The 20364-nt window shown below is 69.9% G+C and carries 21 protein-coding genes and 1 tRNA gene; 8 read left to right on the top strand and 14 right to left on the bottom strand.

Annotated elements, in window-relative coordinates:
* Positions 1-3: 3 nt before the first annotated feature.
* A tRNA-Leu gene (locus L1280_RS07275) sits at positions 4-88 on the top strand.
* 48 nt (positions 89-136) lie between these two features.
* Here the strand turns inward: L1280_RS07275 and L1280_RS07270 are convergent.
* The gene (locus L1280_RS07270) at positions 137-1039 is read right to left on the bottom strand and encodes a phosphotransferase family protein (protein ID WP_253581429.1); all 903 of its coding nucleotides are present in this window, start codon (positions 1037-1039) and stop codon (positions 137-139) included.
* A 155-nt stretch (positions 1040-1194) separates the two neighbouring features.
* Positions 1195-2358 carry a glycosyltransferase gene (locus tag L1280_RS07265; protein ID WP_253581428.1) on the bottom strand — a complete coding sequence of 388 codons (1164 nt, stop codon included), beginning with the start codon at positions 2356-2358 and terminating at the stop codon, positions 1195-1197.
* Positions 2359-2422: 64 nt separating this feature from the next.
* Here L1280_RS07265 and hisA point away from each other — a divergent pair, with 64 nt between their 5' ends.
* Entirely contained in the window at positions 2423-3154 is a 732-nt protein-coding gene (gene hisA, locus L1280_RS07260) for a 1-(5-phosphoribosyl)-5-[(5-phosphoribosylamino)methylideneamino]imidazole-4-carboxamide isomerase (protein ID WP_253581427.1), read from the top strand.
* A 60-nt stretch (positions 3155-3214) separates the two neighbouring features.
* On the opposite strand, the gene L1280_RS07255 is transcribed toward hisA, so the two are convergent.
* Positions 3215-4396, bottom strand: a complete 1182-nt coding sequence (locus tag L1280_RS07255; protein WP_253581426.1) for a YihY/virulence factor BrkB family protein — start codon at positions 4394-4396, stop codon at positions 3215-3217.
* A 101-nt stretch (positions 4397-4497) separates the two neighbouring features.
* Between L1280_RS07255 and L1280_RS07250 the strand changes: the two genes are divergently transcribed.
* Both L1280_RS07250 and L1280_RS07245 read left to right on the top strand, forming a co-directional pair.
* Complete coding sequence (locus L1280_RS07250; RefSeq protein WP_253581425.1) at positions 4498-4917, top strand: thioesterase family protein; 420 nt, start codon at positions 4498-4500, stop codon at positions 4915-4917.
* A 110-nt stretch (positions 4918-5027) separates the two neighbouring features.
* Positions 5028-5834 (top strand): hypothetical protein, encoded by an 807-nt coding sequence (locus tag L1280_RS07245; RefSeq protein ID WP_253581424.1) that lies wholly within the window; start codon positions 5028-5030, stop codon positions 5832-5834.
* A 76-nt stretch (positions 5835-5910) separates the two neighbouring features.
* Here L1280_RS07245 and lon read toward each other — a convergent pair whose 3' ends face one another.
* The 4 genes from lon to L1280_RS07225 form a co-directional block, all read right to left on the bottom strand.
* Complete coding sequence (gene lon, locus L1280_RS07240; RefSeq protein WP_253581423.1) at positions 5911-8358, bottom strand: endopeptidase La; 2448 nt, start codon at positions 8356-8358, stop codon at positions 5911-5913.
* A gap of 134 nt (positions 8359-8492) precedes the next feature.
* A complete protein-coding gene (gene clpX / locus L1280_RS07235; RefSeq protein WP_253581422.1) occupies positions 8493-9713 on the bottom strand; it encodes an ATP-dependent Clp protease ATP-binding subunit ClpX in 1221 nt (406 codons plus the stop codon).
* Entirely contained in the window at positions 9710-10321 is a 612-nt protein-coding gene (gene clpP, locus L1280_RS07230) for an ATP-dependent Clp protease proteolytic subunit (protein WP_104989696.1), read from the bottom strand. The genes clpX and clpP overlap by 4 nt, the downstream gene beginning before the upstream one ends.
* A gap of 96 nt (positions 10322-10417) precedes the next feature.
* The gene (locus L1280_RS07225; RefSeq protein WP_253581421.1) at positions 10418-10576 is read right to left on the bottom strand and encodes a hypothetical protein; all 159 of its coding nucleotides are present in this window, start codon (positions 10574-10576) and stop codon (positions 10418-10420) included.
* 177 nt (positions 10577-10753) lie between these two features.
* Between L1280_RS07225 and L1280_RS07220 the strand changes: the two genes are divergently transcribed.
* Positions 10754-10924 (top strand): hypothetical protein, encoded by a 171-nt coding sequence (locus tag L1280_RS07220; protein WP_253581420.1) that lies wholly within the window; start codon positions 10754-10756, stop codon positions 10922-10924.
* Between the two features lie 56 nt (positions 10925-10980).
* On the opposite strand, the gene L1280_RS07215 is transcribed toward L1280_RS07220, so the two are convergent.
* Entirely contained in the window at positions 10981-12660 is a 1680-nt protein-coding gene (locus L1280_RS07215) for a ribonuclease J (RefSeq protein WP_253581419.1), read from the bottom strand.
* 264 nt (positions 12661-12924) lie between these two features.
* On the opposite strand from L1280_RS07215, the gene L1280_RS07210 reads away from it, so the two are divergent.
* The 3 genes from L1280_RS07210 to L1280_RS07200 are packed head-to-tail and all read left to right on the top strand — an operon-like array spanning position 12925 to position 16335.
* A complete protein-coding gene (locus tag L1280_RS07210; RefSeq protein WP_104989698.1) occupies positions 12925-13590 on the top strand; it encodes a response regulator transcription factor in 666 nt (221 codons plus the stop codon).
* A gap of 7 nt (positions 13591-13597) precedes the next feature.
* On the top strand, positions 13598-15874 hold the full coding sequence (locus L1280_RS07205) for a PAS domain S-box protein (protein WP_253581418.1): 2277 nt from the start codon (positions 13598-13600) through the stop codon (positions 15872-15874).
* Complete coding sequence (locus L1280_RS07200) at positions 15871-16335, top strand: response regulator (RefSeq protein ID WP_253581417.1); 465 nt, start codon at positions 15871-15873, stop codon at positions 16333-16335. Before L1280_RS07205 ends, L1280_RS07200 begins: the two co-directional genes overlap by 4 nt.
* Positions 16336-16471: 136 nt before the next feature.
* On the opposite strand, the gene L1280_RS07195 is transcribed toward L1280_RS07200, so the two are convergent.
* The 6 genes from L1280_RS07195 to L1280_RS07170 form a co-directional block, all read right to left on the bottom strand.
* A complete protein-coding gene (locus tag L1280_RS07195; RefSeq protein WP_253581416.1) occupies positions 16472-16951 on the bottom strand; it encodes a hypothetical protein in 480 nt (159 codons plus the stop codon).
* Positions 16952-17065: 114 nt separating this feature from the next.
* Positions 17066-17608 carry an HD domain-containing protein gene (locus L1280_RS07190; protein ID WP_253581415.1) on the bottom strand — a complete coding sequence of 181 codons (543 nt, stop codon included), beginning with the start codon at positions 17606-17608 and terminating at the stop codon, positions 17066-17068.
* A 73-nt stretch (positions 17609-17681) separates the two neighbouring features.
* Positions 17682-18254 carry an HNH endonuclease gene (locus L1280_RS07185; protein ID WP_371922891.1) on the bottom strand — a complete coding sequence of 191 codons (573 nt, stop codon included), beginning with the start codon at positions 18252-18254 and terminating at the stop codon, positions 17682-17684.
* 236 nt (positions 18255-18490) lie between these two features.
* On the bottom strand, positions 18491-19171 hold the full coding sequence (locus tag L1280_RS07180; RefSeq protein WP_104989703.1) for a MarC family protein: 681 nt from the start codon (positions 19169-19171) through the stop codon (positions 18491-18493).
* A gap of 56 nt (positions 19172-19227) precedes the next feature.
* Complete coding sequence (locus L1280_RS07175; protein WP_253581413.1) at positions 19228-19878, bottom strand: hypothetical protein; 651 nt, start codon at positions 19876-19878, stop codon at positions 19228-19230.
* A 41-nt stretch (positions 19879-19919) separates the two neighbouring features.
* Positions 19920-20324 (bottom strand): Fur family transcriptional regulator, encoded by a 405-nt coding sequence (locus tag L1280_RS07170; protein WP_253581412.1) that lies wholly within the window; start codon positions 20322-20324, stop codon positions 19920-19922.
* Positions 20325-20364: the final 40 nt, after the last annotated feature.

Raw genomic sequence — 20364 nt, 5'->3', positions numbered from 1 at the left:
TAGGCCGAGGTGGCGGAATTGGTAGACGCACTAGTTTCAGGGACTAGCGCCGCGAGGCGTGTGGGTTCAAATCCCATCCTCGGCACCAGAAAGACCCCCGCGAAGCAAGCGGGGGTTCTTCTTTGCGCGGGGCGGGTCAGTCTCGGGACGAGCCGGTGGGCAGCACATCACGCGCACCGCCCAGGTGGGCCAGGGCAAACTCCGTGCGGCCCCCCACCACCCCCGCCAATGCCCACTGCCATTCCAGCGTGCCCACCCAGAAGCGGGCGCGGTCGAGGTGGTCCCCCAGTTCTGGGTAAGTGGGCAGCACCGGGGCCACCAAGCTCTCGCCGTAGTTGCCCAGGAGCACCGCCAGGTCGAGGGCTGGATCGCCCAACCCCGCCGTGCCGAAGTCGATGACGCCGGAAAGCCGCCCCGCACCGGGGTCGAAGAGGACGTGATAGACCCCCAGGTCGCCGTGGATCAGCCGGGGCGTGTGGCTCAGATCGAGGGCGCCGCTCCGGACCGGGCCGAACACCTCGCGGAACGCCTCCCGCTGGTGGCGCATCAGCAGGGGGAACAGGGCGTCTTCCACCTCCCCCGCGAAGGCCAACCAGTCCTCGCGGGTTCGGGTCGCGTCCGAGGGACCGACCCCCGCTGCCTCCACCTCGTCCTGGGGAACGGCGTGGAGTTGCTGCAGAAAGGTCAGCAGTTCGGTCAGGGCCGCCCGCCGTGCCCGCCCGGACAGCCGGAGCAGCCGCGTCCGGGTCAGTGGCTCGCCGGGCAGGAACTGGTAGGCCGCGAAGTCCTCTTCCAGCACCTCGAACCGGGGAACGGCCAGGGTCACGTGGCGCCGGGCCAGCTCCAGCACCCGGGCCTCCTGCCGCAGCAGGGCGGGCGCCCAGTCGTGTTTGGGAAAACGGCAGACGAGGTCGCCACCGACGACGACCACGTCGTTGACGAGGCCATCCTGATTGAACTCCAGCTCGCGCAGGGGCAGCGCGGGAAAACGGGACCGAATCCGGTCGAGATATGGCTGAGGCAGAGCCAGTGCAGACATGACGTTCCCTCCATTCACAGGTCGAAGGCGCCCCCAGACGGGAAGGGCCGGGTTGACGAGGATGGAAGGCTTAACGAATCACGCGGGAAGACTCCTTGGGAATACAGCCATTGTGCCGGAGGGCCGGGAGACGGGCAAGGGGAGGCGTCTGTCCGTCACAGAGAAAAGCGGCTGCGCGTGCGCCCCTGCGCCACCGTCCGGCTGTAGACCTCCTCCAGTGCGGCGGCGCGGGTGGGCAGGTCGTACTGCGCCGCGCTCGCCCGCGCTCCGGCTTGCAGGGCGGGCAGGCGATCCGGACGCAGCACGCCGAGGAGTCCGGCGGCCAGCGCGTCCGGCGCCGCGTCCGTGACCAGTCCATTGACCCCCGGCTGCACGAGGTCCAGCGCGGCGGGGCTCTGCGCGGCCACCAGCGGCGCTCCGGCGGCCAACGCCTCGATCATGCTCATGGGCAGCACCTCGGACGTGCTCGCCGTGATGAAGGCGTCGGCGGCGGCGAGCGCTTCGGGCACGCGGGCGTAGGAGACGGGTCCGGTCAAGGTGACGCCGGGGGGGGCCGCCGCCTGCGCCGCCGCCCGCCCCGGCCCGTCACCCACGACGAGCAGCCGCAGCTCGGGCCGCGACGCCTGCGCCTGGGCAAAGGCTCGCAGCATCACCTCCAGATTCTTCTCGGCGGCGAGGCGGCCCAGATACATGACCAGCGGCACGTCCCCCGGCACCCCGTACTCGGCGCGGAACTCCTCGCCCCGCGCCTCCCGGAAGCTGGCGAGGTCTACCGGGTTGGGAAACAGCTCGACCTCTCCGCCGAAGCCGTAATCGCGCAGCATCTCGACCATCGCGCGGCCGGGGGCCAGCACGGTGTCGACCCGCCGGGCAAACGCGGCCACATGCGGGCGCAGCATCGCCCGGCCCACCCGCCTCGGCATGGGCGCGTAGTGCAGGTACTGGTCGTACTGGGTGTGCGCGGTAAAGACGACCGGGGCGCCCGAGAACCGCGACCAGCGCAGCGCCAGCCGCCCGGCCAGGAAGGGATGCATGGTGTGCAGCACGTCGAGGTCGCGCAGCGGCAGCCGCGAGGTGAGCAGCGGCCCCGGCGCGAGCATGACCGGGTAGTCGGCGGGTGCTCCCAGCGTCCGCGCCCCCGCGAAGGACGAGTTGAGGCGGTAGACGCCTTCCTCGTGCCCCCGCGCCTGGGGATGGCGCGGCGCGAAGATGCGGACCTCGTGCCCGCGTTCGCGCAGGCCACGGGCGTACAGCGCCGTACTCGTGGCGACGCCGTTGCGGGACGGCAGGTAGGTGGCGGTCACGATCCCGATACGCACGATTCCCCGGAGTGTACCCCCTGAACCCCCGGAGCCTCGCGCCAGGGCCGTTATTCTGACCCCCATGACGCCCGGCTCCCCCCGCCCCCAGCCCCAGATCATTCCCTGCGTGGACATTCAGTCGGGCCGCGCCGTGCGGCTGTACGGGGGCGACCCCGACCGCGAGACGGTGTACTTCGACTCCCCGCTGGACGCCGCCCGACACTGGGTGGGCTTGGGCGCGGGGCTGGTGCACCTGGTGGACCTCGACGCGGCGACCGGGCGCGGGGAGAACCGGGCGATCCTTCGCCAGATCGCCGCCGAGCTGGGGGTGCCGGTGGAGGTCGGCGGCGGAATCCGCGACCGCGCCGCCGCCGAAGCCCTGCTGGAAGCCGGGGTCGAGCGGGTGGTGATCGGCACGGCGGCGGTGAAGCACCCGGCGCTGGTGCGCGACCTGATCGCCGCACACGGCCCCGAGCGGGTGGTCGTGAGCCTCGACGCGCGGGGGCTGGAGGTCGCCATCCACGGCTGGGCCGAGGGCAGCGGCCTTCAGGTGGCGGAGCTGACGCCCAGGCTGGCCGACGCGGGCCTGGAAACCCTGATTTTTACCGACGTGACGCGCGACGGCACCCTGAAGGGCCTCGACCGCGAGCTGATGCGGCAGGTGCGCGGCCTGTGGGTGAATACCCTGATCGTGGGCGGCGGCGTGGCGAACGTGGAGGACGTGCGACTGCTCGCCGAGGAGGGCATTCACGGGGCCATCGTGGGCCGCGCGATCTACGAGGGCACGCTGCCGTACCCGGTGCCGGAGCTGTAACCCAAAGGGTGCGGGACGCGGGCGAGTCATCTCACCGCGTCCCGCACCCCTCGCCGGTGGCTACTTCTTCTGCCCGCCCGTCAGCCCCAGCACCCGCAACATGATCACGGCGGGGACGGCCAGCAGCGCGGTCACGGCGTTCCACAGCGTGCCGCGCACGGTGGGCAGCACCCGGCCTTCCTCGCGGGTGGGCACCTGCGGCAGCACGCGGGGCAGCTCGGCGCGGCGGTCCTGCACGCCCCTGACCAGCCGCGCCCAGCGGCCCGGAATCGGCTTGCCCTGCTCGGCGGCGCGGCGCAGGCCCTCCAGCTCCTGCTCGGAGGGGGTGGGGTCGAGATCGGCCCCCTTGCCCACCAGCTCCTCCTTTTTGGTCACGCTGACGGCCCCGCCCGCGCCCGAGCCGTACTTCTGCGAATAGACCCAGGTCACCTCCGCGCCAAAGAAAAAGATCATCCCCGAGTAGTAGATCCACACCAGCAGGATGACGAGCGCCCCCGCCACCCCAAAGGCGCTGCCCGGCGCGAAGCGGGCCAGATACCAGCTCAGCGCCAGTTGCCCCAGCGTAAAGAGCAGGGCGGTGATCGCGCTGCCCACCCAGACCTCGCGCCACTGGAGCTTGACGTTGGGCAGCACCCGGTAGACGGCCGCGAACACCAGCGTCAGCACGCCCACGCTGACCAGCAGCGTCACCAGCCGCACGAAAAAGGCGCCCATTCCGATGGCGTCGCCCAGTTGCCGCGCGACCGCCGACAGGTAGGTGTTGCCGATCAGAAAGGCGATGATGACCACGCCGAAGCCCAGAATCAGCACGAACGCCTGAAGCCGGGCCTTGACGATGGTGAAGATGCCCCCCTGCGGCCCTGGTTCGGCGCCCCACAGGGTATTCAGCGCGTCCTGCACCTGCACGAAGAGTCCGGTCGCGCCCATAAAGAGCGTCACGAAGCCGATGACGCTGGCCCAGAGGGTGGACTGCTGAAGCCGGTTTTCCGAAGGCAGGATGCCCTTGACGAACTCCACGGCGCTCTCGTTGATGTTCTCGGCCAGGAAGGTAAAGAGCCGGTCTTGCACGTCCACATTGGCAAGCAGGCCGCTGGCGACCGCCAGGGCAAAAAACAGCAGCGGCGCGATGGCGAAAATCGAGTAGTACGCCACCGCCGCCGCCAGCCGGGGGGCTTTGTCCTGCCCGAAGGCCAGGGCCGCTTCCCGGATCAGGGTGAAGAGGTCAGGCAGCTTGAGCTTCATGGGGAGCAGTGTAGCGGCGGGGCCTCAGCTTGCCGGACCCCGCGCCGGGGCGGGTTTCTTCACGCTCGGCCTGCTTCCTGCCCCTCTGCTAGCCTCGCCCCATGCGCTCCATTCCGCCCGGCTTCACCCAGACCCTGACCGTGCTCGTCACCGACGAGATGACCGTGCAGTTCGCCGAACTCGGCGCCGTGCATCCCGTCTACGCGACCTACTGGCTGGCCCGCCACTTCGAGGAAGCCGGGCGCAAGATCATCCTCCCCTTCCTCGAAGACGGCGAGGGCGGCATCGGCACCCAGGTGGACGTGACGCACACCGCCTCCGCGCTGCCCGGCATGACCGTCACCGTAACGGCGACGTTGACCCGGATGGAGGGCCGCCGGATTGTCTGCGACCTCCGCGCCGTTTCCGAGCTGGGCGACGAGATCGGGCACGGCACGACCACCCAGATGGTGCTGCCCCAGGCGAGGATCGATGCGAACTTCGGGACGCTGCGCGAGCGCTGGCGCCAGCGGCGGAGCTGACACCCCGAACCACGGGCCCGACACTGTGGCGCCGCCCGCGCCTTCACGGTTCTGGAAAGCGCACACTGGGGCCTCGGCCCTCCCCCCGCCCACGCCCCCGGAGGTTGTCCATGGTGACCCTGCCCCGCCCCTTTCGCGACCGTGCCCGCGCCCGGCTCACGCTCGCCCTGGCCGCCGCGCAGGTGGGAGCGATCGTGTGGCAGGCCGTCCTCAGCCGGGAAGGAGCGGACCTGTCCCAGCGGGGCGACGATCCCCCGGTCGTTCCGGCGCTGTACACCTTCGCCATCTGGGCCCCCATCTACGCGTCCAGTTTCGCCTACGCGGCCTATCAGGCCCGGACGGGGCAGGCGGCGCGGCCCCTGCACCGTCAGGCCGGGCCGTGGGCCGCTGCCGCGTTCGGGGCCGCAGCCCTGTGGGCCGTGGCGGCCGGATTGCCCGCGCCTGGAGTGACCTGGGGCACGGCGGGGCTGATGTTCGTGATGTGCGGCAGTCTCTGCCTGGCGCTGGACCGCGCCTCGGCCCTTGCCGGGGACCGGGCCGACCGCCTGCTCGTCGTGACGCCGCTGGGGCTGTACGCGGGGTACGTGACCCTGGCGACTGTCGCCAATGCGGCCTCCAGCCTCCAGGCGTCGGGGGTAACGGCCCCGCTGGGGATAGGCCCCACCTCCTGGGCCATGGGCATGCTCGCCGTGGCCGGGGGCGCGGCTTCCCTGATGGTTCGGCGAACGGGAGCGCCGCTGGCCTACAGCGCCGCCGTGGTGTGGGGACTGACGGGCGTGGTCGTTCAGAACGTGGCGGTTCGCCCCAATCCCCCCGTCGCCTGGGCCGCGGGGCTCGCGGCGCTGGGCGTGCTGGGGGCGACATGGTGGGGCCGGGCAGGCCAAGCAGCAGGCCGGGCCAAAGCACGACCAGCCTGACCTGTCAGAGCACACAAAGACGCCGCCTCCAGCGATTTGGAGGCGGCTCTTCAGCGGGGGACGGAGCGAGGGGGGTTCAGGCTCCCGGCTGCGTCACGTCCCGGCCCTGGGTGGGCGGGATGGTCGCAGGCTCGCCTTCAGGCTTGGGCAGCAGCACCAGGTCGAGGACCTGGCCCACCCACTCGAAGGTGTGGATGCGGAGGTCGCCCCGGATGGAGTCGGGCACGTCCTGAAGGTTGGGCTCGTTGTCCGCCGGGATGATGACCTCGCGGATGCCGCCCTGGTGGGCCGCGAGCAGCTTCTCCTTGACGCCGCCGATGGGCAGCACCCGCCCGCGCAGGCTGATCTCGCCGGTCATTGCCACGTCCAACCGCACCGGGCGGCCGGTCACCGCGCTGATGACGGCGGTAGCGATGGTGATACCCGCGCTGGGGCCGTCCTTGGGGGTCGCCCCATCGGGAAAGTGGACGTGCAGGTCCATCGTCTTGTGGAAGTCGGGGTCAGCCCCGTAGCGGCCCGCATTGGCCCGCAGGTAGGCGATGGCGGCAGCCACGCTCTCCTTCATCACGTCACCCAGCGAACCCGTCATGACGATCTTGCCGGTGCCGGGGGTCGCCAGCGCCTCAACCAACAGCATGGTGCCGCCCACGCTGGTCCACGCCAGGCCCTGCGCCACGCCGACCTGCGGCTCCTTTTCCATCCGGTCGGGGCGGTGCTGCGGCACGCCGAGGTACTCGGGAATGTCCGCTGCGTCGATCACGCGCACGCCCTCCCAGGGCTGCTCCAGCAGCTCGCGGGCGGCCTTGCGGGCCAGCTTGCTGATCTGGCGGTCGAGGTTGCGCACGCCGCTCTCGGCGGTGTACTCCTCCACGATCCGGTTCAAGGCCGCGTCGGTGATCTCCAGCCGCCCGGTCAGGCCGTGCGACTTGATCTGCCGGGGGACCCGGTACCGCTTGGCGATCTCCACCTTCTCGGGCTGGGTGTAGCCCGGAATCTGGATGACCTCCATGCGGTCGAGCAGCGGCCGGGGAATGGTCTGGAGCGAGTTGGCCGTCGTGATGAACATGACCTGCGAGAGGTCGTACGGCACCTCCAGGTAGTGGTCCTGGAAGGTGTGGTTCTGCTCGGGGTCGAGGACTTCCAGCATCGCGCTCGACGGATCGCCGCGCCAGTCGCTGCTCATCTTGTCAATCTCGTCGAGCAGGATGATCGGGTTGGTCACGCCCGCCGTCTTCATCGCCTGGATGATGCGGCCGGGCATGGAGCCGATGTACGTGCGGCGGTGGCCGCGAATCTCGGCCTCGTCGCGCACGCCGCCCAGCGCCATGCGGACGAACTTGCGGTTCAGCGAGCGGGCGATGCTCTTGCCCAGCGAGGTCTTGCCCACGCCGGGAGGGCCGACGAGCACCAGAATGGGCGCCCGCAGCTCGGCGTCGTCGGTGCGCTCCTCGGCGGTGCGCTCACGGCGCTGCTCCTCTGTCTCGCCTTCCTTGTGGGTGAGCTGCCGCACCGCCAGGAACTCCAGGATGCGGTCCTTCACGTCGCCCAGCGCGTAGTGGTCGGCGTCCAGAATCTCGCGCGTTCGGTTGATGTCGAGGATTTCCTCGTCGCGCTTGCTCCAGGGCACGTCGGTCAGCCAGTCGATGTAGTTGCGGACGACCGTGCTCTCGGGGCTGCCGCCGGGAGTGCGCTCCAGGCGGGCGAGCTCCTTGAGGGCCTTGTCCTTGACCGAGTCGGGCATTCCGGCGGCCTCGATCTTCTCGCGCAGGGCCTCGACCTCGGCCGGGCCGTCCTCGCCGCCGCCGAGCTCCTTGGAGATCGCCTTCATCTGCTCGCGCAGGTAATACTCGCGCTGGTTGGCGTCCATCTGCTCCTTGACGCGCCCGGCGATCTTCTTGTCCATGTTGAAGCGCTCGGTGTCGCGCGTCAGGAACCGCAGCACCGCTTCCAGGCGGGCGCGGGGCGAGACGGCCGAGAGCACCTCCTGCTTTTCCTCCGGCGTCCAGGTGGCGTGGTGCGCGACCTGATCGGCCAAGGCCCCGGCATCGGAGAGGTTCTTCAGGCCCTCAAGCTGGTAGTTGTCCAGCCGCAGGTTCTTGTTCTGGCGCTGGTACTCCTCGAAAGCCGCCTTGACCTCCTGCGCGAGCACCTGCACCTCGCGGGCCTGGGTCTCGTCGGCGGGCACCGTGGCCGCCTGCGTCTCGGCGCGGACCCGCAGGTAGCTGCTGGGCACCTCGTCTTGCACCACGGCGCGTTCCTGCGCCTCGACCAGCACCTGATAGGTGTTGTCGGGCATCCGCACGACCTGCTTGACGACGGCCAACACGCCGACCTCGTACAGCTCGGCGCGGGTGGGGTCGTCGGTGCGAGGGTCGCGCTGGGTCAGCAGCAGCACGCGGCGGTCACTGCTCTGCGCCTCGTCCACCGCCCGCTTGCTCTTGGGACGCCCCACATCGATGTTCATGGTGATGCCGGGCAGGATGACCATATTCCTGAGGGCGACTACGGGAAGTTCCCAGATCATGCTTGCTCCTTGTAACCGGCCGGAGGGCCGGGAATTGGGTGAGTCTAACGCGGGAAGCTCCAAAGAGAATCCCGCCCACGATGTCCCGGAAGTCTAGGGACTGGGGCGGGAAACCGCTGTAATCTCTCTTGCGTTTAGGCAGACTTCTTGAGTCCGTTAGACTCAAGCAACGCCAGCGGATTGTCGATGTGCGGGGCGTCGAAGCGCAGGTCGCGCAGGCCCTCGACCGGCAGCTCGAACAGCAGGTCGGTCATCGCCTTTTCCAGCACGGCCCGCAGGCCACGTGCCCCCGTCTTGCGCTCGCGGGCGCGGTGGGCGACCTCGCGCAGGGCGGCCTCGCTGAATTCGAGGTTCACGTCCTGAAAGCCGAACAGCGCCTGGTACTGCTTGACAATCGCGCCCTGCGGCTCGGTCAGGATGCGGACGAGCGCGTCCTCGTCGAGGTCCTGAAGCTGCACGACCAGCGGCAGACGGCCCACGAACTCAGGAATCAGGCCGAACTTCACGAGGTCTTCGGGCAGGAAGCGCAGTTCCTCCTTCTCCTCGCCCCGGTGCTCGGCGCCGAAGCCCACCGCGCGGACGTTCGTGCGGGCGCGGGCGATCTCGGCCATGCTCTCGAAGGCGCCGCCCACGATAAAGAGGATGTTCTTCGTGTTCACCTGCACGAGTTCCTGCTGCGGGTGCTTGCGGCCCCCCTGCGGCGGCACCTGCGCGACCGTGCCCTCGATGATCTTGAGGAGCGCCTGCTGCACGCCTTCACCGCTCACGTCACGGGTGATGCTGGTGCCTTCGGACTTGCGGGCGATCTTGTCGATCTCGTCGATGTAGATGATGCCGCGCTCGGCGGCCGACACGTCGTACTCGGCGGCCTGCAAGAGCCGAACGATCACGTTCTCCACATCGTCGCCCACGTACCCGGCCTCGGTCAGCGTGGTCGCGTCCGCGATGGCGAAGGGCACCTCCAGCATCTCGGCCAGCGACTGCGCCAGCAGGGTCTTGCCCGTTCCGGTCGGCCCGATCAGCAGGATGTTGCTTTTTTGCAGGTTCACGTCGGGGTGCGCGAGGCGCTGGTAGTGGCTGACGACCGCGACCGCGAGCGCCTTTTTGGCCTCGTCCTGCCCGATCACGAACTCGTCGAGGTAGGCCTTGATCTCGCGGGGGGTGGGCAGTTCTTCAAGCGAGAACTCGCTCCCGGCCTTCTTGTTCTGCTTGACGAGTTCGTGCGCCCGGTCGGTGCACTCGTTGCAGATAAAGGCCGCGCGGCCCGGCGCCTCGATCAGTTGGGCGATCTGGGGGTGCTGCCGCCCGCAAAAGGAGCAGCGGTCCCCGCCCGGTGCGCCGCCGCGCCCGGTCACAGCGCTGCCTCCAGCGAGCGGGTGTTCTCGATCACCGAGTCAATCAGGCCGTACTGCTGCGCCTCCTCGGGCGACATGAAGTAGTCGCGCTCCATGTCGCGCAGCAGCTTGTCGTGCGGCAGGTCGGTGTGCTTGTGGTAGATGCTGACCAGCTTGTCGCGCAGGTGCAGCACCTCCTTGGCCTGCACCTCGAGGTCGGGGGTGTTCCCCCGGAAGCCCGCCGAGCCCTGGTGGATCATGATGCGGCTGTTGGGCAGGGCCATGCGCTTGCCCTTGTCCCCGGCCATCAGCAGGACCGAGCCCATGCTCATGGCGATCCCGACGCAGATGGTCGAGACGGGGGCCTTGATGTAACGCATGGTGTCGTAGATCGCCAGCCCCGCGTAGACCTCGCCGCCGGGGCAGTTGATGTACATCTGAATTTCCTGCTCGGGGTTTTGCGAATCGAGGAGCAGGAGCTGGGCGACGATGGTGTTCGCCATCTGCGACTCGATGGGCGTGCCCACAAAGATGATCCGGTCTTTCAGCAGGCGCGAGTAGATGTCGTACATCCGCTCGCCCCGACCGGTCTGCTCGATCACGTAGGGAATCACGCTCATGGCGGGCATTATCGCACGGGTCCGGGAGGCGAACGTGGGCAAGACTGCGCTGGGAAGCCGGGTGGGACAGGCCCTTACGGCCCACCTCAAAGAAGTCCGCGAGGGTTAGAAGTACGCGGCCCGCAACAGGCTCGTCACGATGCCAACCAGCGGCAGGGAGAGCAGGATGCCGTAAGCCCATCCTGGAATGCGGCCGGGCAGCAGGGCCGCGCCCACGAGCCACAGCGTCGAGAGGGTGCTCCAGACCCAAACCGGGCCGGGCATCCCTATCGCCTGCCAGAAGACCCCAAACAGTCCAAACGCCACTAGTGCGACCACTGCTCCGCACCCCCATCCCACACTTGCCATAGCCCTACCTTACCCACCCTTGAGACGGCCAGCCGTGGCCCCTGCCAGCGGGGTAGGCTGAGGCTCCAGTTCACAACCCAGGAGGTGCCAGCGATGACCAGACGCGAGCACGAGGAACACACCGAGACCACCGAAGTGACCACCCCCAGCGGCGAGACCCACCGCCACACCGAGCACCACGAGGTGACCGGAGAGGCTCCCCGCGAGCCGGAGGTCGAGACCGAGACGACGACGACCACCACGACCACGATTTTTCAGGAGTGAGGTCGGCAGGAACGGGCCGGAGCCTTCACAGCTCCGGCCCGTTCCCTTGAAAGGCTTCAGTCCACGATCATCGGAATCAGCACCGGGTTGCGGCCGGTCGCCTTGCGGACAAAGCGGCGCACGGCCCCGTACATGTCGTCGCGCACGTCCTCCAGCCGTTTCTTCTCGCGCAGCCCGCCCTCGACCGCTTCCAAGGCGATCTTGCGAATCTGCCCGTCGAGTTCGCGGTTGGAGCGCACGAAGCCGCGCGAGACGATCTCGACGTGCGGGGTGGGGTGCAGCACCGCCGTCATGATCAGGATGCCCTCCTGCCCCATAGAGGCGCGGTCGAGCAGCACGTCGTCCCCGATGTCGCCCACCCCGAGGCCGTCCACGTACACCGCCCCGGCGGGCACGGTGCCCGTCACCTTGAACTCGTCGGGACCGACCCGCACCACGTCGCCGTTCTTGGCGATCAGGGTGCGCTTGGGGGGCCGGGGCAGCGTCTGGGCGAGCTTGGCGTGGTTGATCTGGTGCCGGGGCTCACCGTGCCAGGGCAGGAAGAACTTGGGCCGCGCGAGGTTGAGGATGGTCGCGAGTTCCTCCTGCGAGCCGTGCCCGGAAGCGTGCACCCGGTAGGTGGGCGGGTAGTACACGTCCACGCCGATCTCGTACAGGCGGTTGACGATCAGGTTCACCGCTTCCTCGTTGCCGGGAATCGGGTTGCTGGACAGAATCACACTGTCGCCGCGCCGCAGCGCGATCTTGGCGTGGTTGCCGAAGGCGAGTCGCCCCAGCACCGCCATCGGTTGCCCCTGCGACCCGGTGCAGACATACAGAATCTGCTGGTCTTGCAGCCCCGACACTTCCTCCGAGGTCAGGAAGGGGTCGGGCGTGTCGAGGTGCCCGGTGGCCTGCGCGACCTGCGCGTACTTCAGCATCGAGCGGCCTTCCATGACCACCCGGCGGCCCTGGCGGTGGGCGATGTGCAGCAGGTTCTGAATGCGGTTGACCTGCGAGGCGAAGGTGGTCAGGAAGACCCGACCCTTCAGGCCCGAGATCAGGTCTTCGAGGTTCTTGGCGACCTCGGCCTCGCTGGGGGTGCGCCCCGGGCGCTCGGCGTTCGTCGAGTCGCTGATCAGCAGCAGCACGCCGTCCTTGCCCGCCTGCTCGATGCGGGCGAGGTCCGAGGGCCTGCCGTCGGCGGGCTGCTCGTCGAGCTTGAAGTCCCCGGTGTGCAGCACGGTCCCGGCGGGCGTGGTCAGCAGGTAGCCCATGTTGTCGGGGATGGAGTGGGTCATCCGCAGGAACTCGACGTGGAAGTGTTTGCCGATGCGGACCTTGTCGTTGAGGTCCACCTCGCGCAGGTCCACGTCGCCGTCCTTGATGCCGAACTCGGAGAGCTTCTCGCGCACCAGCCCCAGCGTCAGGGGCGCCCCGTAGACGGGCACCCTGGGCAGCCGGGGCAGGATGTAGGGCAGCGCCCCAATGTGGTCCTCGTGGCCGTGGGTCAGGATCCAGCCCCGGATCAATCCGGCGTGCTGCTGGAGGTAATCAATGCGCGGAATGATCAGGTCGATGCCCATCTGGTGGGCGTCGGGAAAGGCGAGGCCGCCGTCGACGACCATGATCTCGTCGCCGGAGCGGTAGGCGGTGATGTTCTTGCCGATCTCGCCCATGCCGCCGAGCGGCACGACTTCGAGATGCGGGGCGGGGGAGGTGGGGGAGGGCGGGCCGCCCTGGGAGGGGTTGGTCATGGGGTCTCCGGGGAAGTCCGGGTACGCGGCGGGAACCGGGAAGACGGGGGGCCGCGGGCACGGGGCGAGAGGTGCGGCCAGGCCCGAAACGGCGCGGGGCATGGCCCAGGGGAGGGCGGATTGTGTCGGCCCGGCCCGTCGGGGGGCACGGGGCGCAGTCCCCGCAGCCTAGCACATGAGGTCCCCCACCCCCGGATGTGGGGGGAATGGGGCGATCCTCACGATTTCTTCTGAAGTGCCCATGAAGACGGGTATCATCAGGGGGTGAGTGCCCAACGGATTCTTGTGATCGAGGACGACCTCGATATCGCCAACGTGCTGCGCATGGACCTCGGAGACGCGGGGTACGCGGTGGAGCACGCCGACTCGGCCATGAACGGCCTGATCCGGGCACGCGAGGACCACCCGGACCTGATCCTGCTCGACCTCGGCCTGCCTGACTTCGACGGCGGCGACGTGGTGCAGCGGCTGCGCAAGAACAGCGCCGTGCCCATCATCGTGCTGACCGCCCGCGACACCGTGGACGAGAAGGTCCGGCTGCTGGGCCTGGGCGCCGACGACTACCTGATCAAGCCCTTCCACCCCGACGAGCTGCTCGCCCGGGTCAAGGTGCAGCTCCGGCAGCGGGTCACCGAGAGCCTCACGATGGGCGACCTGACGCTCGACCCCCAGAAGCGGCTGGTGACCTACAAGGGCGAGGAACTGCGGCTCTCGCCCAAGGAGTTCGACATCCTCGCGCTGCTGATCCGGCAGCCGGGCCGGGTGTACTCGCGTCAGGAGATCGGCCAGGAAATCTGGCAGGGCCGACTTCCCGAAGGCAGCAACGTCGTGGACGTGCATATGGCGAACCTGCGGGCCAAGCTGCGCGACCTCGACGGCTACGGCCTGCTGCGGACGGTGCGCGGCGTCGGGTATGCCCTGCGCGGATGAGGCCCCGGTGCTCCTGACGCCCGCCACGGCGGCCTCCGCCCTGCTGGGCGCCCTCCCCGACCCCGTGCTGCGGCTGACGGGGGAAGGGGGCGTGGCCTGGCTCAACCCGGCGGCCCGCGAGCGGCTGGGCGAACCGGGGCCGGGCGGCTGGCCGGGCCTCTTCTCGCCGGAAACCGCCGGGCTGCTGGCCGATGCCGCCGCGCAGGTGCGCGGAGGGGTGCCCGAGGTGCGCCGTAGCGTGGGCCTGCCCGGCTCGCTGGCCCCGGCGCTGGCAACCCTGACCCCCGACGGGGAGGGCGGCGTGCTGCTGCACCTGCGCGACTCCCGGCACCCTCTGGAGGTCGCCGAGGAACTGATGGACGGCCTGGGGTTGGGATTGCTGGTGCAGGCGGAAGATGGCCGGGTGCTCCAGGCCAATGCGGCGGGGCAACGCCTGCTGGACCTCAGCCTCGCGCAAATGACCGGGGCGGCCCCGGCCGATACCCGCTGGCACGTGGTTTCGGCGGCGGGAGAACGGCTCTCCCCGGAGGACCTGCCCACCCGCGCCGCCCAGCAGACGGGCGAGGCGCAGCGCGACGTGCTGCTGGGTGTGGCCCTTCCGGGGGAAGCCGGGGGCACCCGCTGGCTGAACGTGACGGCCCTGCCGCGCCACATTCCCGGCACCCGGCAGGCCAAACAGGTCACCACTGTCTTTGCGGACGTGACGCGCGAGCAGACCCTGCGCCGTGAGCTGGAGCGGAGCGAGCAGCGGTACCGCTCCCTGGTGGAGGCGACCTCGCAGATCGTCTGGACCACCGCCGCCGACGGCACCTTCGGCGGGCCGCAGCCGGACTGGACCGCGTTCACCGGGCAGCAGGAGGCGGAGTACGCGGGCGTGGGCTGGCTCGCGGCGCTGCACCCGGACGACCGCGCGTCGGCCGAAGTCGCCTGGGCGCACGCCTCGGCCACCCGCAGCCTCTACCAGACCGAGTACCGCCTGCGCCGCGCCGACGGGACCTACCTGCCCATGCTGGCGCGGGGGGTGCCCGTGCTGGCGCCGGGCGGTCAGGTGCGCGAGTGGGTGGGGGTCAACCAGGACCTCAGCGCGGTGCGGGCCGCCGAGGAACACCTGCGGGCGCTCAATGCCGAGCTCGAGGGGCGGGTGGCGGGGCGCACCCGCGAGCTGGCCGAACTGACCCGCTTTTCCACCCTGCTGCTCACGGCGGCGGGGGAAGGCATCTTCGGGCTCGACCGCCGGGGACACACCACCTTCGCCAACCCGGCGGCGGCGCGGCTGCTGGGCTACAGCATTGAGCGATTGATCGGGGCTGAGCAGCACGCCCTGATCCACCACCACCACGCGGACGGCGAAGTGTTTCCGGTGGGGGAGTGCCCCATCCACCAGACCCTGCAAGACGGCCAGCCCCGCCGCTGCGAGGAGGACGTGTTCTGGCACGCCGGGGGCCACCCGGTCCCGGTGTCCTACGTGGTGTCGCCCACCCGCGGCGCGGCCGGGGAGGTCAGCGGGGCGGTCGTGATGTTTCAGGATGTCAGCGAGCGCCAGCGTGCCCGCGCCGAGCTCGAAGCCGCCGTGCGCGATCTCGAGCGCAGCAACGCCGAACTCGAACAGTTCGCCTACGTCGCCTCGCACGACCTGCAAGAGCCGCTGCGCACGTTGGGCAGCTACGCCGAGCTGCTCGCACGGCGCTACCACGGGCAGCTCGACGACCGGGCCGACCAGTACCTGGGCTTCATGGTCGAGGCGGTCGGGCGGATGCGCGGGTTGATTCAGGACCTGCTGGGCTTCGCGCGGGTGGGCCGCGCCGGGGGCACCGGGGCCGTGCCCACGGCCGTGTCCCTTGACGGGGCGCTGCGGCAGGCGGGGGGCAATGTCCTTGCCCTGCTGGAAGCGACCGGGGGAGAGCTGACCTGGGACGCGCCCCAGACCGTGCGGGGCCATCCGGGGCTGCTGGTGCAACTGCTGACCAACCTGATCGGCAACGGCCTGAAGTTCCACCGGGAGGGAACCGCGCCCCGGGTGCGCGTCACGGCGGTGGTGGAGGGAACCGAGGTGCTGATTCGGGTGACGGACAACGGAATCGGGATCGCGCCTGAGTATCATGAGCGGGTGTTCGCGATCTTCCAGCGCCTCAACCCCCGCGAGACCTATCCCGGCAACGGCATGGGCCTCGCCATCTGCCGCAAGATCGCCGAGGCGCATGGTGGTCGCCTCACCCTGACCTCGACCCCCGGCGAGGGCACGACCTTCGAGCTGCGGCTGCCGCTGTGGCGGGAGGGCGCGTGACTCCTGAGCTTGCCGCTGGCCCGGTCCGGCCCGGCCACATCGAGATTCTGCTCGTCGAGGACAGTGAGCCGGATGTCCTGCTGACCCAGGAGGCCTTCGAGGGAGCGCGGGTGCCCAACCGCGTCCACGTGGTGCGCGACGGGGTCGAGGCCCTGAGTTTCCTGCGCCGCGAGGGCGAGCACGCCAGTGCCCCCCGCCCCGACGTGATCCTGATGGACATCAACATGCCGCGCAAAAACGGGCTGGAGGTGCTGGGCGAGATCAAGGCCGATCCCGGCCTCGCCACCATCCCGGTCGTCATGCTGACCACCAGCCAGTCCGACGACGACGTGCGCGGCTCCTACGCCCGGCACGCCAGCGGCTACGTGGTCAAGCCCGTCGGCTTCGAGAACTTCCTCCAGGCCATTCGCGCCTTCGAGGAATTCTGGATGACCTTCGTGCGCTTTCCGCCCCGCGCCTGACCGGCGCCTGCCCCCGCGGCCCCTGGCTCTCCGGCCGGGGGTCGTCTTGGCGGCCTCGCAAGGCCAGGACGTCACGTCGGCCTGTCACAAGAAACCGCCCCCGGCCCGGAGGCGGGGGCGGTCATGAGAGACGCGCTCAGCGGCGGTCGGTGGTGCTGGTGGTCGTGGTGTGGGTGGCGACGGGGACCGGGCCGGGGCGGTTGCGGCCCAGCAGCCCGAAGAGGCCCGCGAGGCCCAGCAGGCCCCAGGGGAACTGACGGGTGTCGGCCACGCCGTCGTTGTTGGAGTCGACCACGCCGTCGCCGTTGGGGTCCACGGCGTCGTTGACATCTTCGGTGGCGGTGTCCACAGCCTCACCGGTTTCGGTGGCGGCGGTGTCGATCGCCTCGCCGGTTTCCTCAGCGGCCTGGTCCACGTTCTCGCCGAGGTCCTCGGCCACACCCTCATCGCCCTCACCGGGGGTGCCGCCGAAGTCGTCGGTGGTGCCGGTGTCGGTCGCCGTGTCCGTCGTGTCGGTGGAGGTGTCCTGCACCTGCAGGTAGCCCGCCGCAGGGGCGGTCGCCAGGGCGGTGGGGGCGGCAAAGATCAGGGCCAGGGTCAGCAGGGTCTTGTTCATGGGTCTCCTTGAGGTCGCTGTGTCAGCAACGGGTGAATTGAGCACAGTCTGAGCGGGCGACATGGCCCGCCGCTGAGTGCGCGTCCATGAGTCCTTCATGTGCGGAGGCCCGTCTCATGAGTCGGCGGCCAGGTCCTGAAGCGCCCGCAGCACGTTCGCCATGTGCGTGTCCAGGTCCACGCCCAGTTCCCGCGCTCCCTGCTCGACCTCCTCCCGGTTCACGCCCGCCGCGAAGGACCGCGTCTTGAAGCGCTTTTTCAGGCTGCCGAGTTCCACTCCGCGCACGTCCCGGTCGGGGCGGATCAGGGCCGCCGCCTGCACCAGTCCGGTCAGTTCGTCGACCGCGAAGAGGGTCCTGGCCAGCCGGGTCTCACGGGGCACACCCGTAGACGCCGCGTGTCCCAAGACCGCGTCCAGCACCTCGGCCGGGAGGTCGGTGTGCTCCCGCAGGTAGGCCACGCCCCAGGCCGGATGCTCGTCCGGGTGCCCCTCATAGTCGAAGTCGTGCAGCAGGCCGGTGAGGCCGTACAGCTCCTGGTCCTCGCCAAAGGCGCGGGCATACCAGCGCATCGCCGCTTCCACGTTCAGCATGTGGCGCCGCAGCGACTCGGAGGGGGTGTGGGCGTGCATCAGCGCGAGGGCTTCTTCGCGGGTCATGCGGCAGTGTAGGGCTGCCGGGCACCCGAGAAGACGGAAGCCACCTGGCCCCCGCCCCTGCCCTCCCTGCCGCTCAGGCCTGGCCGATGTACTGCGCCCACTCGGGTTGCCAGTGGGCGAACTGCCCGTGGGCGTAGACGCCGAAGGTGGGAGCGCGGGGGCGGGTGCGCAGCGGCATTCCGGCCTCGTCGGGGGTGCGGTTGCCCTTGCGCTGGTTGCAGGGGCGGCAGGCGGTGGTCACGTTTTCCCAGCCATGCCGCCCGCCGCGCGACCGGGGCAGCACGTGGTCGAGGGTCAGGTCCTGCTCCGAGCCGCAGTACTGGCAGGTGTAGGTGTCGCGCCGGAGCACGTTGCGGCGGTTGAAGGGCACCGGGTGCACGCGCGGGCGCCGCACGTAGCGCCGCAGCCGAATCACGCTGGGCACCCGCAGCACGGTCGAGGGCGAGCGCACGACGTCGCCGCCGAGTTCCAGCACCTCCGCGACCCCGTACTGCACGAGCGTGATGGCACGCTTGACGCTCGTGACGTGCAGAGGCTCGTAGGATGCGTTCAGCACCAGCACGCGCGGTGCGTTGAGGTCGGGGACCACCCGCAGCTCGCGTGCCTCCTTTCCGGTCACGCTCGTGTGTAGGTTCACGCGGAGCATTCTAGAGCGGCCCCCCCGCGCAGATGTTGCGCCATGTCGCTTAGGGCGTGGGGGCGGGGACCTCTCACCCCCACGCTGCGCGAGGCCCCTTCGCAAGCGGCTGTGCCAGTTTCCCCCTGGGAGAGGGCTAAAAATTCCTCTCCCAGGGGAGACCCGTAGAGCTGCTTGCAGAGGGGCGCTGCGCCAGCAACGGGGTGAGGGGTCTTTTTCCCAGCGAACGTCCTGGGACCGGGCGCTCAGCCCCCCGCGCTCCACCACCCACGCAGCGCCTCCTCCGTGCCGCCGCGCAGGAACTCCAGCACCCCGTCGGCCACGTACTGCACGGCCAGGGCGCCGAGCAGCACCCCCAGCACGCGGGTGACCACATGCACGCCCGTCACGCCGATCACGCGGGCGATCTGCCCGGAGAGGCGCAGGGCGAGGTAACACAGCAGCAGGACCCCGAAGGTCACGAAAAAGACCGCCGAGAGCAGTGGCACGCTGCCGTGCGCGTCCCCGGCCAGAATCATGATGCTGGCGAGGGTGCCGGGTCCGGCGATCAGCGGGATGGCGAGCGGAAACACGCTGATGTCCTGCCGCTCCTGCGCCTCCTGTTCCTCCTCGGGGGTTTCCTTAGAGCCGCTGGGGCGGGCAAACACCATGTCGAGCGCGATCAGGAAAAGCAGAATTCCCCCCGCGATCCGGAAGGCGCTGAGGCTGATACCGAGGTGTTCCAGCAGCGCCCGGCCGAACAGCCCGAACAGCAGAATGATGACCCCGGCGACCAGCGTGGCCTTCATGGCCACCCGCCGCCGCTCGAAGCTGGGGCGGTTTCCGGCCAGCCCGATAAAGATGGGTGCGAGGCCGATCGGGTCCATCACCACCAGCATGGTCAGGAAGGTCTGGAGACTGATGCTGGAGAGTTCCGCCACATTCACCCCCCCAGCCTAACGCCCGCCCCTGAGGAAGCGGACCCGGCCAGTGCCCATACGCCTCAGCGCCGCACGTTGAGGGTCAGCGTGCCGGTCGCCTCGAAACTCTGTTCCCCCTCCCGCTGCACCCCGCGCACGTTCAGGGTGTAGGTGTTGGCGGGGGTGGTGGGCGAGATGGTCACCCGCAGCGGCACGGTTTCGCCAGCGGCGGCCTGCGCCTGCCCGAAGGTGGCGCTCACGCCGGGCGCGGTGGTCTGGCTGCTCAGGGTGAAGGGGCCAGGGTGCGTCTGCGCCGAGTAGCCGCCCACCCGCGCGGTGAGGTCCAGGGTCGTGCCCGCATCCACGGTGAGTTCGGCGACCGATTCGTCATTCTGGGACACCACCACGTATCCCCCCGCGCAGCCCGAGGCCCGCAGGATGCCGATGTCCCGCGCCCCCACCGCCAGCGCCGGAAAGAGCGAGGCCACCACCAGGCCCAGCGTCAGCGCGGCCCGGCGGGGACGGCCCCAGTTCACGGCGGTCAGGGCCAAGCCCCCCGGCCCCAGCAGCAGCGGCGGCAGCAGCGCGAGCACGGTGCGGCCCTGGCAGGGTCCGTCCAGCAGCGTGAAACCCACCCCCCGCACCAGCAGCAGCACCAGCGCCCCCAGCCCCCACCCCAGCAAAAAGGGGAGCAGGAACGAGCGGGGGCGCGGAGCGGCGGGAGCGGCAGTCATCCCGGCAGGCTAGCGCGGGAGAGGCGGGACGGTTCTCCCGGTCAATCCGTCATCGGAGGCTGGGTTCCGCAGTCGGGGCACACGCCCATGAATTCCAGCCGCACGTCGGTGACCTGAAAGCCCGCAGGCAGCGCCGAGGGGGGCAGCACCGGGACGGCGGCGGCCTCCACGTCGAAGATCGCCCCGCAGCAGCGGCACACCGCGTGGTGGTGGTCGTGGCCCGCGTGCTTGTAGTCGTAGCGGGTGGCCTGCCCCGCCCGCTCGATCGTCACGACCACCCCGTCGCGCACCAGGGCGTCGAGCGTGCGGTACACCGTGCCCAGGCTGACCTGCGGCAACGCCTCGCGCACCCGGCCATGAATCCACGCGGCGTCCGGGTGTTCGCGCGACCCGCGCAGCACCTCGATCACCGCCTGTCTCTGCCGGGTCTGCCGCACCATCGTCATGCCCCGAAGATAGCAAACGGGCTGAACCGGGCCTGACGCG

The sequence above is a fragment of the Deinococcus sp. HSC-46F16 genome, assembly GCF_024171495.1.
In the GTDB taxonomy this organism is placed as follows: Bacteria; Deinococcota; Deinococci; order Deinococcales; family Deinococcaceae; genus Deinococcus.
The sequence above is the reverse complement of the archived record's forward strand: the minus strand, read 5'-3'. Positions and strand labels throughout refer to the sequence as shown.